The following is a 16,617-nucleotide window of genomic DNA, read 5'->3' as shown; positions in this document are numbered from 1 at the left end:
TACCTCGCTTGCGACGTGATGTCAGTTGACTTGGGATGTCCGGGTGGTGGGCACGGCGGCTTCGGGGGCCGTCGGAGCACCACTGAAATACGCTGATTCCGCGACCGCCGCGAACGCGGGATCGCCCGGCCGTCCGTGAGCGGCGACGACGCCCTCGTGCAGGACGGCCACCTCGTGGCAGACGGACATGGCCCGGCTGAGCAGTTGCTCCAGCAGAACCACCGTCAGCCCGTCGTGGGCCAGCCTGACCAGCCGGTCGTAGACCTCGTCGACCAGGACCGGCGCCAGCCCGAGCGCCGGTTCGTCCACGATCAGGACGTCCGGCCGGACGATCAGTGCCCGGGCGATGGCGAGCATCTGCTGTTCTCCGCCCGACAGTCCGGCGGTGGAGGCGGACAACCGGTCGCGCAGCCGCACCGGCAGCCACTCGGTCGTCTCCTCCATCCGTTCCCGCAGGGCCGCGCCGGTGATGCCGGCCGCGTAAGCGGCGACCTCGAGGTTCTCCCGCAGGGTCAGGGTCTTGAACAGCGCCCGGCCCTCGGGCGCCAGGCTCGTGCGGACCGCTCCGCCCGACTCCCGGTCGCCGCGGGCGGGCCGCAGCGAGCCGTGCAGGATGCCGGCCAGGGTGCTCTTGCCCGCGCCGTTGGCTCCGGCGACACCCAGTACGGTCCCCTGACGGACATCGAGGTCGATGTCCCGCAGCGCGACCACACCGCCGTACGAGTGGCCGACCCCGCGCAGGCGGATCATGCTCCGTTCGCCCACGCGCTCGGGCAGGCCGGCCCGGTTGCCGACCGTTCCCAGGTAGGACGAGCGCACCTTCGGATCCTGCAGAACGGTGTCCGGGGTGCCGTCGCCGATGGTGCGGCCGAAGTCGAACGCGAGCACCCGGTGGGCGACGGAGAACAGGTCGTCGAGGACGTGGTCGATGACCACCACCGCGGTGCCGTCCGCGTTCAGTCGCCTGATGTGCTGTGCCAGCAGCGCCCGTTCACCCGCGTCGAGACCGCCGAACGGCTCGTCCAGGATCAGCAGCCTCGGTTGTTCGGCGATCGCGCGGGCGAGGTCGAGGCGCTTCTGCAGACCGAAGGGCAGCTCCGCGGGCCGACGGTCGGCCACGTCCGCGAGACCGACCGAGTGCAACAGCCGCGCGACCAGGGCCCGGTCCCGGGCAGTGATCCAGCGGCGGGTGCACAACACGTTCTCGGCGACGGTGAGTTCGGAGAAGAGTTCCGCGTGCTGGAAGGTACGGCCGATGCCCAGCCGCCGCCGCGCGGTCGCCCTGGCCGTCAGCAGCGGCCGCCCGGCGAATTCGGCGGTCCCACTCACCCGTCCGTTGCCGGTCAGTCCGGACAGCGCGTTCAACAGCGTTGTCTTTCCTGCCCCGTTGGGCCCGATGACGGCCAGCACCTCGTCCTGCCGCACGGACAGCGAGGCCTCCTCCAGTGCCTTGAGCCCGCCGTACGAAACGGACACGTGCTCCAGGTGCAGAAGCGGCGCACCGTCACCCTCAGCCTTGGACGGGGGCTGAAGCGGCGAGAGGTCCGTGGAAGGCTCGGGGGGCTGCGGCTGCCGGGCGTCCCGCCGTCGCGGCATCCGCTGCAGCAGCTTTCGCGCGGGGGCGGCGAGGAACGGCACGACTCCTCCCGGGAGGAACAGGAGGATCCCGATCAGCACGATGCCCTGCACCACCGGCTGGGCCAGCCCGACGGTGGACGACAGGGAAGGGCTCCAGGTCAGATAGACGCCGCCGGCCACGGCGCCGAGGACGGTGCCCACTCCGCCGAGCACGCACGCCGCGATCAGCGAGATGCCGAAGGCGAGCGAGAACGGGTCCGGGCTGACGAACCCGGTGATCAGGCCCAGCAGCACTCCCGCGAAGCTCGTGCACGCCGCGCTCACCGCGAACGACAGCGACGACTGGGCCTCCGGCGCGATACCGACCGTACGCGCCGCCATGGGATGCGACTTGGCGGCTACCAGCCGCATCCGCAGGCCCGAGGCGCCCGCCGGCACGGCCAGCGCGAGGATCACCGCGGCGGCGCCCACCGCGAGGTACTGGGGCTCGGTGCCGCCGCCGAGGAACGTGCCGAGGCCCAGCACACTGCGCAACTGGACCACCGGGACCCCCTGGTCCCCACCCGTCACACTGCTCCAGCGGTTGACCAGTTCCAGCGTCACCGTGGTGAAGGCGAGGGTCAGCAGGGCGATGTAGAGCACCGAGAATCTGGCCCCCGCGTATCCGAGGAAGGCGCCCAGGGCGGCGCCGGTGGCGACGGCACCGAGGATCACCGCCTCCAGTGGCCACTGGTGGGAGCTGCCGTACGCGGCGAAGTAGGCGCCGATCGCGAAGAACGCGGGGTGGCCCACCGACCAGATGCCGGACCAGCCGGCGAGCAGGCCGACCGACAGGACGACGATGGTGTACACGGCCGCCAGCGCCACCGAGTACATCTGGTACGCCGGGATCGCGCCCGCGGCCATGAACGCCATGAGCACCGCGCCGGCGGCCGGCCCCAGAGCGGCCTTGGCCAGCAGGGAACGGTTGAAGACCATGGAATGCGACCCCTCAGACCCGTTGGAAGGTGCGGGTGCCGAACATGCCCTGCGGACGGATCAGCAGGACCAGCACGGTGAACGAGAACACGAACGTGTCCCGGAAGCTGGCGGAGACGTAGTTCGCCGCCAGGTTGTCCAGGACACCGATGGTCAGCCCGCCGATGACCGCGCCGTACATGCTGGTCAGGCCGCCCAGGAAGATGCCGGCGAAGGCCCGGAACAGCGGCGCGACGAGCGCGGTGGGCACCAGCCCGGACCGCGGCGCGTACAGACAGGAGCCGAGCGCGGCGAGACCGAGCCCGAGCGCCCAGGAGATCCGGGCCAGACGCTGCGCGCCGAGGCCGACGACGCGGGCCGTCGCGGCCGACTCGGCCGCGGCGCGCATGGCCGAGCCGAGCGTGGTGCGCGAGAACAGAAAGCCCACCAGCGCCATCGCCACCGCGGCGACGCCGATGGTCACCAGGCTCTGCACCGGCACGGCCGCGCCGGACCAGCGCACCGTCCCGTCGACCAGGCTGGGGAAGGCCTGCGGCTGGTCGGTCCAGATCGACCCGGCCAGGCTCTCGGCCACCAGCGAGACGCCCATGGTCACGACGAGCGCGGAGAACAGCTGGCCCTGACCGAGCGGTCTGATCACCGTCTCGCGCACCAGCAGGCCCACCGCGATGGTCACCGCGACGGCGGCGAGCAGCCCGAGCACCGTCGCCACCCCGCGGTCGTGCAGCGAGACAGCCACATACAGGCCCAGGGTCGCGAGCGACGCCATCGCGAAGTTCACGACGTCCGTGGCCCGGTAGATGATCACCAGCCCGAGACCGATGAGGCCGTAGACGGCTCCACTGGCCACACCGCTGACCAGGACAAGCAGGAACTGACTCACAGTCCCTCCCTCGAAGAAGAGCGGGTTCGCGCCACACCAGCGGGCAGCGCGGTCACATGACGCAGGTTTGAGTCAAAGTGAACTCAATTCAGTACGCTAGGCACTGCGGCGCCGGACGGGCAAGACTCGTGCACGGGATTTGTGCCGTCTGTCCGGACGGGATCAGCGTCCGGCGGTGGCCTCGGGCGATTCGGTGAGCGCGGTCCGTGCCGCCGCCAGGCCGAACACCAGCGCGGGGGCGAGACCGCCCGCGTAGGCACGCCGGTACAGGCCCCCCGCGTCGGCGCCCGCCGCCAGCAGGCCGGGTACCGGCCCGTGCCCGTCCGCTCCCGCGCCCCCGGACAGGACGTGGGCCGAGGTGTCGATCGGCAATCCCCCGAAGGTGAAGGTGATCGCCGGGGCGGCCTCGATGACGTAGAAGGGCGGTTCGTCCAGTGGCCGGGCGTCGAGCAGACGTCCGGGCTCGGTGGCGCCGCCCGCGCCCACGGTCGCGTTGAACTCCTCGACGCGGTCACGGATCGTGGCGCCGGGAAAGCCCCACTCCTCGGGCATCGAACCGAAGTCCTCCAGGCTGTCCGCCACCGCGCTGCGGGCACCGGCGCGATGGCACAGCTGGAACTTGTCCACGCCGGGGATGCCCTCGACGTACGAGGCGCTGATCCACTCCCGGTGCACCCGTGCGTCGGCGACCAGCAGGCCACGGGCGCCGGGCCGTTCCAGCAGCGCCATGGTGGTGAGATGGTCCCCGACCGTCTCGTCGACGAACCGCTCGCCCGTCGTGTCGAACAGCAGGGCGTGCTCGCTGTAGTAGAGCGCGAGGTCGACGAAGCGCGCGGGGTCGGCCAGCGAGACGCCGGCCGGCATCAGGTGCCCGTAGAAGCCTGCGTCCTTCGCGCCGAACGCCGCACCCACGGCCTGGCCGAGTGCGAGCCCGTCACCCTGGCTGTGCGGGTTGGCGCGCAGCTCGATGTCCGCGGCCTGGGGGTGGAGGTGCTCGGCGCGCAGCCGGGGATCGCCCTGGAAGCCGCCGGTGGCCAGCAGGGTCCAGGTGGCCTCGATGCGGCGCGGGGAACCGTCCGGCAGCAGGCACTCGGCGCCCGTCACCCTGCCGTTCGCCGTCAGCAGGGCGCGGGTCCTGGTGCTGGTCAGCACCTCCTGGCCCCGGTCGCGGATCAGTCGCTCGCAGGTGTCGAGGTAGTGGTTGGTGTCGACCTGGTGGCCGCGGCCGAAACCCAGCACCGGCACCGGCGGCCGGCACTCCACGCCGAGCGACCCCATCCATGCGACTGCCTCGGCGAACCCGCCCACCAGGGCCGCGGCCAGCTCCGGGTCGCCGTCCGGGTTGACCCGGCGCAACTCCTCGACGGTCGGGGCGGTCCATACGAAACCGGCGAAGCGGGCGGAGCCGCCGGTGCGGTCCGCCTTCTCCACCAGCACCACCGAACCGCCCTCCGCGGCCACCCGGGCGGCGGCCGAGAGGCCGGCCATTCCGCCGCCGATCACCAGCAGATCCACTGTGTCCGTCTCTGTGTCCGTCTCCATGGCCGGCCCCACCGCCTTCGCGTCGTCTTCGCGTAGTGTTCGCATCGCCGAGTGACAGGGCGACGCTAATTGAACTCACTTCTGTAGTCGAGGGGTCGTGCGTCCCGCGGTATGGGGGCGTTATTTTCGGCCGGATCGACGGGTCAGCGCGACCGGTCGCGACCGGTCGCCACCAGTCGTAGCCAGTCGGGATCACAGGGATCACCGGGATCACTTGTGACCGTTCGGAACCGGTCGGGATCGGTCGCGATCGGCGTGGATTCAGTCGGGAACGAGAACCGCCCGTCCCCGTACGGCGCCGGAGCGGAGCCTGTCGATCACCTCGGTCGCCCTGGACAGCGCGAACTGCTCGGCCTCCACCCTGAGGGTGCCCTCCCGGGCCAGCGCGACGACCCGTTCCAGCTCGGGCAGGGTCCCCCAGAAGGGCAACGAGATCCGGGTTCCGGGAGGAAGCGCACCGGGTTTACGGACCGCCACCTCGCCGCCTCCGCTCCCGACCACGGCGAGCTCCCCGCCCGCCCGCAGCGCGGCGATCGCGCACTCCAGGCTGGACGGGCTGCCCACGAAGTCGAGCACGGCGTCCGCTCCGCTCCCGCCCGTCCGGCCCCGGAGGACCTCCGCGGTGTCGGACCGCAGGAGTGTGCCGAAATGCGCTCCGCACTCGTCGGCCAGGGCGAGCGCCTGCTGCCGTACGTCCACCGCCAGCACCTGTGCGGTCGTGGTGGCCCGCAGGATCTGCACGGCCAGATGTCCCAGCCCGCCGACGCCGAGCACGACCACACTCCCGCCGTCGACGAGGGAACGCCCGACGGTGTTCACCGCGTGATAGGCGGTCAGTCCGGCGTCCGTCAGCGGCGCCGCCTGGATCGCGGGCAGGTCGCCCACCGGGACCAGCAGCCGCCCGGACGGGACGAGCAGCACATCGGCCATCCCGCCGTCCCGCCCGAGCCCCACACCCGTACCGGCCCGCTCCCCGTCGAGCGCCGGGCGCCGGTCGCAGTAGTTCTCCGCGCCCGACGCGCACCTCGCGCACTGTCCGCAGCCCCAGGGCCCGTACACGATCACGCGCTCGCCGATCGCCGGCCCCACCGCCCGCCCGCCGCGCTCCACCACTCGGCCCGCGACCTCGTGGCCGAGCGTGAACGGAACGCGGTAGGGGAGCGCGCCCGGCGGGGCGTCGATGACATGCAGATCCGACCGGCATAGCCCCGCCGCCTCGACCCGCACCAGTACTTCCTCGCCCGTCGGCACGGGCCGCGGCACCTCGGTGAGGACCGGTGGGCCGCCCCAGCGGATCAGTCGGACCGCTCTGTTCCCGGCTGTTGACATGTGTGAGACGGTAGCAAAAATGAAGTCAGTTCAGTAGGTCGAGTGAGGTGGTGACCCGGCATGGACGACGAGAACGGCAGCGGGCGGGCGGGGCGCTTCGACGGACACGTCGCTCTGGTCACGGGCGCGGGCTCCGGCATCGGTGCGGCGGTCGCCCGGCGGCTGGCCGCCCAGGGCGCGGAGGTCTTCGCCGCGGACATCGACGGCTCGGCGGTCGAGGCCGCCACCGAGGACATACCCGGCGCGCACGTTCTGGCGGTGGACGTCGCGGACTCCGCCCAGGTGGACCGGGCCTTCGACGAGCCGGTACGGACGCGTGGGCGCCTGGACGTGGTGGTGCACGCGGCCGGGGTCGACGATCCCACGGCCAAGGAGTGGATCGCCGAGGCGCTGCTCGCCGACCTGCCGCTCGAGGTGACCGGGAGACTGGGGGACGACGCCTGGCGGCGGGTCCTGCGTGTCAATCTGGACGGCACCTTCCATGTCCTGCGCGCCGCCCTGCGGGTCATGGCGCCCCACCGGAAGGGTGCCGTCGTCACCGTCGGCTCCTCCTCGGCCTTCGACACCCTGGCCGGCTATCCGCACTACGCGGCGTCGAAGGCCGGAGCGCACGCACTGAGCCAGGCCGTCGCCAAGGAGGCGATCGCCTTCGGTGTCCGCGTCAACACGGTGGCGCCGGGGCCGACCCGGACGGGCATGGCGGAGCGGACGCCCGCGGCGCTGCGGCAGGGCTTCGCCGATCCGCGGGTCCGCCCCTACGCCACGCCGGAGGAGATCGCCGACATCGCGCTGTTCCTGGCGAGTGAGGAGGCGGCGAACCTCGTGGGTGCGGTGCTGCTGGCCAATGGTGGGCGGTTCACGGTGTGAGGGAGATTCGCATGTTCCGGCTGGATGCCGATCCCGCGCTGCTGCTCGAGACCGAGGAGCGGCGCCAACTGCGAGTGGTCCTGAGGGACCTGCTCGCCGATACCTGCGGGGCCGAGGAGGTCCGTGAGCAGTCCGAGAGCCCGCGCGGACACAGTCGGGCACTGTGGGAGCGGCTCGCCGGCGAGATCGGTGTGCACGGACTCGCGCTGCCCGAGGAGTACGGCGGGGCCGGGTACGGCTTCACCGAACTCGCCGTCGCCCTGGAGGAGACGGGGCGCGTGCTGTGCCCCGTGCCCCTGCTGCCCACCGTTGTACTGGCGGCGCAGGCACTGCTGAGCAGCGGCGACCGGTCCGCCTGTGAACGCTGGTTGCCCGGCATCGCCGCGGGTGCGCTCACCGCCACCGTCGCCGGAATTCCGCACCCCGCGAGGGTGACGGCCGAGCATGGTCGGGACGGCTGGGTGCTGCGCGGCGAGGCCGACTTCGTGCTCGACGGGGAGGGCGCCGATCTGTTGCTGGTCGTGGCCCGCGCGCCGGACGGGGAGCGGTTGTTCGCCTGCGTGCCGGACGCCGCGACCTGCGACCGCACGGCTCGTCGCGTCCTCGACCCGACCCGCCGTCAAGCGCTGGTCCGGCTGAGAGGGGCCGCGGCCCATCCGGTCGGCGAGGCCGGGCAGGTCCCGGCGATCGTCGACGCCGTCCTCGACGCCGGGCGGGTGGCGCTGGCCGCCGAGCACGTCGGCGGGTGTGCGCACGCCCTGGACGCCACCCTGGAGTATGTGTCCCATCGAACTCAGTTCGGTCGGGTCATCGGGTCGTTCCAGGCGGTCAAGCACCGAATGGCCGACCTTCTGGTCGAGATCGAGGGCGCCCGCTCGGCGTCGGCGTACGCGAATGCCGCTCTGGCGTCGCGGACATCGCAGCTGCCGGTCGCCGCGAGCGCCGCGGCGGTGGTGTGCACCGGCGCCTATCGCCTGGCCGTCACCGAGTACGTCCAGCTGCACGGCGGAATCGGCTTCACCTGGGAACATCCGGCGCATCTGTATCTGCGCCGGGCGCGGGCCGACGAGGCACTGTTCGGCACCGGTGACGACCATCGTCTGCGCCTGGCCGGGCTGCTCGGCCTCGCTCACTGATCCTCGCGGGTCACCGCTTCCGGTCCATTGACAGGGGGCACCACTGCCCCCAGAATCGTACTGAATTCAGTTCAGGTTGAAGGAGTCCTCATGGCAGTCGAAGACGAGATCCAGTTCGAGCGGGACGGGCATGTGGCGCGGGTCTGGCTGAACCGCCCGCACAAGAAGAACTGCGTGACGGTGCCGATCCTGGAACGGCTGGACGAGATCATCACCGAGGTCGACGCGGACCCCGAGCTGCGCGTGCTGGTCCTGCGCGGCCGCGGCAACACCTTCTGCTCCGGGTTCGACCTGGACAGCCTCCAGGCCGAGTTCGTCGGCAAGTCGAACGCGCTCAACGTCGCCGTACTGTCGGCGAAGGTCTGCGACCGGCTGTACTCGATGAAGACGCCGTCGATCGCCGTCCTGGAGGGGTACGTCACCGCGGGCGGCTTCGAGCTGATGATCTCCTGCGACTTCGCGATCGCCGCGGACGACGCCCTGATCGGCGACTTCCACATCCGCCGCGCCCTGTACGGCGGCGCGGGTCCGATCTACCGGGTGCCACGGATGATCGGCATCCGCAAGACCAAGGAGCTCATGCTCACCGGCAAGCTGCTGACCGGTGTCGAGGCCGCCGACTTCGGTCTCATCAACTCCTCGGCGCCCGCCGACAAGCTCGACGCCACGGTCGAGGAGTTCGCCGCGAACCTCACCGACAAGAGCCCGTTCACCATGTGGATCACCAAGATGACCATCGACCGGAGCCTCGACGCCGACACCCAGTCGCTGATGGTCATGGAGCACCTCGCGGTCGGCGTGATGCTCAACTCCGAGGACGCGGCGGAGGGCGTCGCGGCGTTCCTGGACAAGCGGGAGCCGCAGTGGAAGGGCCGCTGAGCACCGCGCCGGACACCGGGAGCCGGCTGCACGGCTCCCGGTGCGCCGACTGCGCGGTGGCCACCTACCCGGCGGGCCCGGCCTGCCCGCGCTGCGGGGGACCGGCCGAGCCGGTCGTCCTCTCCTCCGCGGGCACGCTGTGGACCTGGACCGTGCAGCGGTACGCGCCCAAGTCGCCGCCGTACGTCCCGCCCGCCGCCGGATTCGCGCCGTTCACCGTCGGATACGTCGAACTGCCGGAGGGCGTACGCGTGTTGGCCGCCCTCGATGTCCCGCCCGAGGAGGCGGAGATCGGCATGCCGGTGACGATCACGGTGGGGGACGGGGTGCCGAGGGCCACCGGAGCCGTCGTATGAGCGGCGAGGAGGTACTCGTCTGCGGCGCCGGGATCACCTCCTTCGCCCGTACCCAGGAGAGCGGCCGCCAACTGGCCGTGCATGCCGTACGGGCCGCCCTCGCCGACGCGGGGCTGCCGTGGTCGCGGGTACGGGCCGCGTACGGCGGCAGCGACGCCGCCGGCAACGCCGACACGCTGGTCGCCGAACTCGGCCTGACCGGGGTGCCGTTCACCAATGTGCGCAACGGCTGCGCGACCGGCGGCAGCGCGCTGGTGTCGGCCGTCAACGCGATCCGGTCCGGAGCGGCGGACGTGGCCCTCGCCGTCGGTTTCGACAAGCATCCGCGCGGCGCCTTCGACCCGAGGCCCGCCGACTGGGGACTCGACGAGGCCTACGGTCACGACGGGCTCATGGTCACCACACAGTTCTTCGCCATGAAGATCCAGCGGTACATGCACGACCACGGCATCAGCCCGCGCACCCTCGCCCAGGTCGCCGAGAAGGCCTACGCGAACGGAGTGCGCAACCCCCACGCCTGGCGTCGCAAGCCGCTCGACGCCGACGCGATCCTGGCGTCCGGCATGGTCAACGACCCACTGACCCGGTACATGTTCTGCTCCCCGGGCCAGGGCGCCGTCGCACTGATCCTGTGCAGCCGGGCGGTGGCCCGCGAACTCGGCGCGGCGCCGGTCGCGTTGCGGGCGGCCGTGGTACGGACCCGGCGGTTCGGCTCCTTCGAGGTGTTCAGCCCCTGGGCGCCCCCCGGGACGCCGACGAGCGTGAGCGCGGACGCCGCCCACCACGCCTTCGAGGAAGCCGGGCTCGGGCCCAGGGACATCGACGTGTGCCAGCTCCAGGACACCGAGAGCGGCGCGGAGGTGATGCACATGGCCGAGTGCGGGTTCTGCGAACACGGCGAACAGGAGTCACTCATCCCGTTCGGGGCGACCCGAATCGACGGCTCGCTGCCGGTCAACACCGACGGCGGCTGCATCGCCAACGGCGAACCCATCGGCGCCTCCGGCCTGCGCCAGGTCCACGAGGTCGTACAGCAGTTGCGTGGCCGGGCCGGCGAACGGCAGGTGCCGGGCGATCCGTCGGCCGGCTTCACCCACGTGTACGGGGCGCCGGGCGTCAGCGCTTGCACCGTGCTCACCCGCTGATCCGGCCGCGCCCTGAGTTGGAGGCACCATGAGCGGCATTCCCGAGCCCGCCGAGTTCCGCGCCGAGGCCCGCCACTGGCTGACCGGCGTGGCGAAAGAACGCGCCGCACACCAGGAATGGGGCCACGGCGACGACTCGGTGGCCGTCTTCGAGAACCGGACCGACACCGAGGAACGCGCACAGACCGACCGCATACGGGACTGGGAACGCCTCCGGTACGACCAGGGCTGGGGCGCGCTCGCCTGGCCGCCCGAGTACGGGGGGCGTGAACTGCCCTCGTACTACGAGCAGTTGTACCGGTCCGAGGAGGCGGCCTTCGACGTGCCACGGCGCACCGAGATCTTCCCGGTCACCCAGCAGCTGGTCGCCCCCGCCATCCGCGTCTGGGGCACGGACGAGCAGAAACAGCGCTGGCTGCCCCCCATGCTCCGCACCGACGAACTGGCCTGTCAGCTGTTCTCCGAGACCGAGGCGGGCTCCGACCTCGCCGCCGTCCGCACCCGGGCCGAGCGGGACGGCGACGGCTGGCGGCTGCGCGGGCACAAGATCTGGACGTCCGGCGCCCGCGTCGCCACCTGGGGCGTCGCCGTCTGCCGTACCGATTCCGACGTGCCCAAACACGCGGGCATCACGGTCTTCCTGGTCCGGATGGACGCGCCGGGCGTGACCGTACGGCCGATCCGCCAGATGACCGGCGGTGCCAGCTTCAACGAGGTCTACCTGGACGACGTCCTGGTGCCGGACACCGACCGGCTGGGTCCCGTCGGCGAGGGCTGGCGGGTGACCCTCACGGTCCTGGCCGCCGAACGCCTGGACTCCGGCGGCCTCGGTCTCGACAACGCCGACCGCGCCCTGGACCTGGCACGCCACCTGCCGCGCCCGCTCACCGGCGGGGAACGGCAGCAGGCGGCCGACCTGTTCGTCCGGGCCCTCGTCCAACGGCTCATCGGACTACGGGTGACGGCGGCCCTGGCGGCCGGACGTGAACCGGGAGCCGAGGCCTCGGTCGGCAAGCTGCACGCCACCGCGACCATGCGCGCCACCACCGACCTCGTCCAACAGCTCCTCGGGCCGCGGCTGGCCGCCGACACCGGGGAGTGGGGCACCTTCGCCTGGACCGAGCACCTGCTCGGTGCCCCCGGCTACCGCATCGCCGGAGGCAGCGACGAGATCCAGCACAACATCCTGGCCGAGCGCGTGCTCCGGCTGCCCAAGGAACCCAAGGGGGCGAGCAGGTGAGTACGACGACTCAGGTGACGGAACTCGGGCGACGGGTTCGCGAGCGGCTCGCCGAGCGGCATCCCGGTGTCCTCTTCGGTGATCTGCGCACCCTGCCCGGCGGCCACTCCGGCCTCACCTACTCGCTCACCGCGGGAGAGGTGTCGTACGTCGTGAAGGCGGTGCCACCGGGACAGCGTCCCGTCGGCCGCAACGACATGCTGCGCCAGGCACGGGTACTGCGCGCGCTCGCGGGATCAGCGGTTCCCGTGCCGAGTGTCGTCGCCGTGGACGAGGACGAACCGGCCTGGTTCGCCATGGAGTTCGTGGACGGCGAGGCGATCGAGCCGGTCCTGGACGAACACCGGCTCGACCCCGGGCTGTGCCGGACCCGGATGCTGGCCCTGTCCGGCGCGCTGCGGGACCTGCACCGGACACCGACCACGCTGACCTCCGAACCTCTCGACCCGGCAGGCGAGTTGGAGCGATGGAGCCGCACCATGCGGGCGGTGCCGACAGCGCTCCGCCCCGGCGGCGAGGACGTGGTGACCGCCCTGGCCGCACGCGTCCCCGACACCACTCCTCCCACCCTCACCCACGGCGACTTCCGTCTCGGCAACGTCCTCTGCCAGGGCGAGCGGCCGGCCGCCGTCGTCGACTGGGAGATCTGGGCGTACGGCGATCCGCGCATCGACCTCGCGTGGTTCCTGCTCTTCGCCGACCACCGCAACTTCCCCCGGCTCGGCCAGGCCGTCCCCGGCCTGCCCACCGAGGAGGAGCTGCTCACCGCCTACCTCGACGGTCGTCCCGAGCCCCCTGACCTCGACTGGTTCCGTGCCCTGGCCCGCGCCAAGATGGCCGCGATCATGGGCCACAACCTGCGCCGACACCGCGAGGGCAGGCATGACGACCCCGACCAGGAGCGGCTGCCGCCGACCATCGCGGCGATGATCCGCTCAGCTCGCGACATTCTCGCCCGACGGCTCTGAAGGAGCGCCACCATGGAATTCGGACTTTCCCCGAGGGCCGACGAACTCCGTTCGCGTATGGCCGCGTTCATGGAGGAGTACGTCCTGCCCGCCGAGCCCGTCCACGACCGACAACTCGCCGAGGCCGACGACCCCCACCGACTGCCGCCGATCCTGCGCGAGTTGAAGGAGAAGGCGCGCGCCGAGGGCCTGTGGAACCTCTTCCTCACACACGGCGACCGGGGCGCCGGCCTCACCAACCTCGAGTACGCGCCGCTCGCCGAACTGGCGGGACGCTCGGTCTTCGGTCCCGAGGTCTTCAACTGCTCGGCCCCCGACACCGGCAACATGGAACTGCTGGCCCTCTTCGGCACCTCCGAGCAGCAGGACCGCTGGCTGCGGCCACTGCTGTCCGCCGAGATCCGCTCGTGCTTCGCCATGACCGAGCCGGAGGTGGCCAGCTCCGACGCGCGCAACATCCGTACCCGGATCACCCGTGACGGCGACGAGTACGTCGTCAACGGCCACAAGTGGTACACGTCCGGGATCCTCGACCCGGACTGCCGGCTGATCATCCTGATGGGGGTCACCGACCCGGACGCGCCCACCTACCGGCAGCAGAGCATGCTGCTGATCCCCCGTGACACACCCGGGATCACGATCCTGCGCGACCTTCCGATGTTCGGCTACACCGACCGCTGCGGCCACGGTGATGTGCTCTTCGAGGACGTACGCGTGCCGGTGTCCGCGATGCTGGGCGGTGAGGGCGAGGGATTCGCCCTGGCACAGGGGCGCCTGGGGCCCGGACGGATGCACTACGCCATGCGCGCGGTCGGATTCGCCGAACGGGCCCTGGAGCTGATGTGCCGTCGGACCCTGACCCGCTCGGCCTTCGGAGGTCCCCTGGCCGATCAGGGGGTCGTCCGCGAGTGGATCGCCCGCAGCCGGATCGAGATCGAGCAGCTACGGCTGCTCGTCCTCAAGTCGGCCTGGCTGATGGACACCTCGGGCAACGCGGCCGCCCGCACCGAAGTCGCCGCGATCAAGGTGGCCGCGCTGGAGGTGGCACACCGGGTGGTCGACCGGGCGGTCCAGGCGCACGGGGCGGCCGGGGTCAGCGACGACACCGTCCTGGCGCGGCTGTACGCGATCACCAGGGCGCTGCGCATCGCGGACGGGCCGGACGAGGTGCATCTGCGGACGGTCGCGCGGCGCGAACTGGCCAAGTATCCGGAGGAATCGCTGTGAACGGACAGGCGCTGGACGGGCGGGTGGCTGTCGTCACCGGCGGCTCACGGGGCATCGGCCTCGGTATCGCCAAGGCGTACCGGGAGGCGGGCGCCCATGTGGTGATCGCCGCCCGCAAGCCGGACGGACTCGCCGCCGCCCGCGAGGAGTTGCTGCACGTCAAGGGCGACGGCGAGGTGGGCGAGGTGGTCGCCAACGCCGGTGCGCCCGAGGACGCCGAACGGTGCGTCGAGGAGACCATGGCCCGTTTCGGCCGGCTCGACGTGCTGGTCAACAACGCGGCCACCAACCCGTACATGGGCCCGCTCATCGACCTGGACCTGCCGCGCGCGCAGAAGACCGTACAGGTCAACCAGTACGGCATGGTCGCCTGGACGCGGTATGCCTGGCGGGCGTGGATGCGGGAGCACGGGGGAGCCGTCGTCAACATCGCCTCCGTCGGGGGGCTGGTCGTCGATCCCCAGATCGGCTGGTACAACGCCACCAAGGCGGCCATGCTCCACATGACCCGGCAGCTCGCCTACGAACTCGGGCCGCGGGCCAGGGTGAACGCCATCGCGCCCGGTCTGATCAAGACGGAGCTGGCCCGGGCCGTGTGGGAGCCGAGGGAGCCGATCCTGACCGCGAAGCTGCCGTTGCGCAGGCTGGGGACGGTCGAGGACGTGGCGCACGCGGCGGTGTTCCTGGCGTCCGAGGCGTCCTCGTGGATGACGGGCCAGACACTGGTCCTGGACGGCGGCGCGACCGCACTGCCGATCGGGGTGGAAGGGTGACGGCCACGACCGCGGACCTCTTCTCGTTGCGGGGCCGGACGGCTGTGGTGACGGGCGCCTCGTCGGGACTCGGCGCCCGCTTCGCCACCGTCCTCGCCGCGGCCGGGGCCACCGTGTACGCGGCCGCCCGCCGGCCGGACCGGCTGCGGGAGCTGGCCGACAGCGACCCGGGTATCCACCCGGTCGTGTGCGACGTCTCGCGGGAGGAGGACCGGGAACGGCTCGTCGGGACCGTGCTGGAGCACGGCGGACGCTTCGACGTCCTGGTCAACAACGCGGGTGCGTCCGGTGCCGTACGGGCGCAGGACGAGAGCTCCGGGGACTTCTCGGACGTCCTGGCCGTGAACCTGGTGGCCCCCTTCCACCTGGCCCGGCTGCTGGCCGAGACACCCTCCGACCACGACGGCACGAAATCGGTGGTGAACGTGTCGTCCGTGCTGGGGCTGGTGTCCGGCGCGCCGCTCGGCGGCGCGGCCTACGCCGCCTCCAAGGCGGGGCTCGTCGGTCTGACACGTGAGCTGGCCGGACAGTGGGGGAGGAGCGGGATACGCGTCAACGCGCTCGCCCCGGGTTGGTTCCGCTCGGAGATGACCGACGGCCTCTTCGCCGACGAGCGATCACGCCGATGGGTGGAGCGTGGCACGATGCTGGGGCGGGGCGGTCAACAGGGCGAGCTGGACGGGGCGTTGCTCTACCTCGCCTCGGACGCGTCCGCGTACTGCACCGGCCAGGTTCTCACCGTGGACGGCGGGTGGACGGCGCGATGAGGGTCACGGTCGAGGTCGACGACGCGCGAGTGGCCCATGTCGAGCTGTGCCGCGGTGCGGGCAACGCGATCGACCTGGCGATGGCCAGGGGGCTGCTGGAAGCCGCGCGGGAGTGTGAACGGGCGCGGGTGCGAGCCGTGCTGCTCACCGGGCAGGGACCGTCCTTCTGCGTGGGGGGCGACCTGAACGAGTTCGGCGCGCTGCCCGGGGAACGGCTCGCCGGGCATCTCACCGACGTCACCGACGCGCTGCACGGAGCGCTGCGGATCCTCACCGGCCTCGACGCGCCGCTGGTCACCGCCGTGCAGGGCGCCGTCGCGGGCGCCGGACTCGGGCTCACCATGGCCGGTGACCTCGGTTTCGCCGCGGCGGACGCCGGCTTCACGGCCGCCTACACCGGGATCGGGTACTCGCCGGACGCGGGGGTGAGCTGGCTGCTGCCCCGCCTCGTCGGCCCCAAGCGGGCGCTGGACCTGCTCCTCACCAACCGCCGGGTCACCGCGGCCGAGGCGCTGGAGATCGGGCTGGTGAGCAGGGTCGTGGCGCCGGAACGGCTCCGGGAGGAGGCCGCGGAAGCCGCGAGGGCGCTGGCGCGCGGAGCCACGGGGGCCTACGGGGTGACTCGGCGGCTGGTCGCCGGGGCGTTCTCGACCGGGTTGCACGAGCAGCTCGACGCGGAGGCCGGCCGGCTGGCCGAGGCCGCGGTGTCCGCGGAAGGACGGGAGGGCGTGGCCGCGTTCCTCGCCAAACGACGACCGGGCTTCGGGCAGAAGGCCCCGCTGTGACCGGGGACCTGGATTCGGGCCCTGGCGCGGTCGTGGCGGGCTCGTGGCGGGGCCGTGGCCGGTGGCGGGGCTTCGGGCGGGGCCGCTGTGTTCGGCGGCCCCGTGTCGGGTCCCCATGACCGGTGACCGGGCTTCGGACCGCGCGGCGCCGTGCCCGGCGAGGC

General features: G+C 72.1%; 15 protein-coding genes. 11 read left to right on the top strand and 4 right to left on the bottom strand.

What is annotated here, in order from left to right:
• Positions 1 to 21 precede the first annotated feature (21 nt).
• From ACFYRY_RS04135 to ACFYRY_RS04120, 4 genes are all read right to left on the bottom strand, one after another.
• Positions 22 to 2,556, bottom strand: a complete 2,535-nt coding sequence (locus tag ACFYRY_RS04135) for an ATP-binding cassette domain-containing protein (RefSeq protein WP_389139720.1) — start codon at positions 2,554 to 2,556, stop codon at positions 22 to 24.
• A 13-nt stretch (positions 2,557 to 2,569) separates the two neighbouring features.
• Positions 2,570 to 3,439 carry a branched-chain amino acid ABC transporter permease gene (locus tag ACFYRY_RS04130; protein WP_389139718.1) on the bottom strand — a complete coding sequence of 290 codons (870 nt, stop codon included), beginning with the start codon at positions 3,437 to 3,439 and terminating at the stop codon, positions 2,570 to 2,572.
• 162 nt (positions 3,440 to 3,601) lie between these two features.
• Positions 3,602 to 4,981 (bottom strand): FAD-dependent oxidoreductase, encoded by a 1,380-nt coding sequence (locus tag ACFYRY_RS04125; RefSeq protein ID WP_389139716.1) that lies wholly within the window; start codon positions 4,979 to 4,981, stop codon positions 3,602 to 3,604.
• Positions 4,982 to 5,242: 261 nt separating this feature from the next.
• Positions 5,243 to 6,310 (bottom strand): NAD(P)-dependent alcohol dehydrogenase, encoded by a 1,068-nt coding sequence (locus ACFYRY_RS04120; protein ID WP_389139714.1) that lies wholly within the window; start codon positions 6,308 to 6,310, stop codon positions 5,243 to 5,245.
• Positions 6,311 to 6,370: 60 nt separating this feature from the next.
• Here ACFYRY_RS04120 and ACFYRY_RS04115 point away from each other — a divergent pair, with 60 nt between their 5' ends.
• The 11 genes from ACFYRY_RS04115 to ACFYRY_RS04065 all read left to right on the top strand — a co-directional run bounded on the left by ACFYRY_RS04115 (position 6,371) and on the right by ACFYRY_RS04065 (position 16,453).
• The gene (locus tag ACFYRY_RS04115; RefSeq protein WP_389139712.1) at positions 6,371 to 7,177 is read left to right on the top strand and encodes an SDR family NAD(P)-dependent oxidoreductase; all 807 of its coding nucleotides are present in this window, start codon (positions 6,371 to 6,373) and stop codon (positions 7,175 to 7,177) included.
• Between the two features lie 11 nt (positions 7,178 to 7,188).
• Positions 7,189 to 8,313, top strand: a complete 1,125-nt coding sequence (locus ACFYRY_RS04110; protein WP_389139710.1) for an acyl-CoA dehydrogenase family protein — start codon at positions 7,189 to 7,191, stop codon at positions 8,311 to 8,313.
• A gap of 90 nt (positions 8,314 to 8,403) precedes the next feature.
• The gene (locus ACFYRY_RS04105; protein ID WP_389139708.1) at positions 8,404 to 9,192 is read left to right on the top strand and encodes an enoyl-CoA hydratase/isomerase family protein; all 789 of its coding nucleotides are present in this window, start codon (positions 8,404 to 8,406) and stop codon (positions 9,190 to 9,192) included.
• Positions 9,177 to 9,548 carry a Zn-ribbon domain-containing OB-fold protein gene (locus tag ACFYRY_RS04100; RefSeq protein WP_389139706.1) on the top strand — a complete coding sequence of 124 codons (372 nt, stop codon included), beginning with the start codon at positions 9,177 to 9,179 and terminating at the stop codon, positions 9,546 to 9,548. Before ACFYRY_RS04105 ends, ACFYRY_RS04100 begins: the two co-directional genes overlap by 16 nt.
• Positions 9,545 to 10,693: a thiolase family protein gene (locus tag ACFYRY_RS04095; protein WP_389139704.1), complete on the top strand. Its 1,149-nt coding sequence runs from the start codon at positions 9,545 to 9,547 to the stop codon at positions 10,691 to 10,693. The genes ACFYRY_RS04100 and ACFYRY_RS04095 overlap by 4 nt, the downstream gene beginning before the upstream one ends.
• A 28-nt stretch (positions 10,694 to 10,721) precedes the next feature.
• Entirely contained in the window at positions 10,722 to 11,933 is a 1,212-nt protein-coding gene (locus tag ACFYRY_RS04090; protein WP_389139702.1) for an acyl-CoA dehydrogenase family protein, read from the top strand.
• Positions 11,930 to 12,901 carry a phosphotransferase family protein gene (locus ACFYRY_RS04085; protein ID WP_389139700.1) on the top strand — a complete coding sequence of 324 codons (972 nt, stop codon included), beginning with the start codon at positions 11,930 to 11,932 and terminating at the stop codon, positions 12,899 to 12,901. The genes ACFYRY_RS04090 and ACFYRY_RS04085 overlap by 4 nt, the downstream gene beginning before the upstream one ends.
• A gap of 12 nt (positions 12,902 to 12,913) precedes the next feature.
• Positions 12,914 to 14,128 (top strand): acyl-CoA dehydrogenase family protein, encoded by a 1,215-nt coding sequence (locus tag ACFYRY_RS04080; protein WP_389139698.1) that lies wholly within the window; start codon positions 12,914 to 12,916, stop codon positions 14,126 to 14,128.
• Positions 14,125 to 14,901, top strand: coding sequence for an SDR family oxidoreductase (locus tag ACFYRY_RS04075; RefSeq protein ID WP_389139697.1), 777 nt, complete (start codon positions 14,125 to 14,127; stop codon positions 14,899 to 14,901). Before ACFYRY_RS04080 ends, ACFYRY_RS04075 begins: the two co-directional genes overlap by 4 nt.
• Complete coding sequence (locus ACFYRY_RS04070) at positions 14,898 to 15,668, top strand: SDR family NAD(P)-dependent oxidoreductase (protein WP_389139696.1); 771 nt, start codon at positions 14,898 to 14,900, stop codon at positions 15,666 to 15,668. Before ACFYRY_RS04075 ends, ACFYRY_RS04070 begins: the two co-directional genes overlap by 4 nt.
• A complete protein-coding gene (locus ACFYRY_RS04065; RefSeq protein ID WP_389139694.1) occupies positions 15,665 to 16,453 on the top strand; it encodes an enoyl-CoA hydratase/isomerase family protein in 789 nt (262 codons plus the stop codon). The genes ACFYRY_RS04070 and ACFYRY_RS04065 overlap by 4 nt, the downstream gene beginning before the upstream one ends.
• Positions 16,454 to 16,617 lie beyond the last annotated feature (164 nt).

It is taken from the genome of Streptomyces sp. NPDC005263, assembly GCF_042872365.1.
Lineage (GTDB): Bacteria > Actinomycetota > Actinomycetes > Streptomycetales > Streptomycetaceae > Streptomyces.
This window is presented reverse-complemented; position numbering and strand designations above follow the sequence as displayed.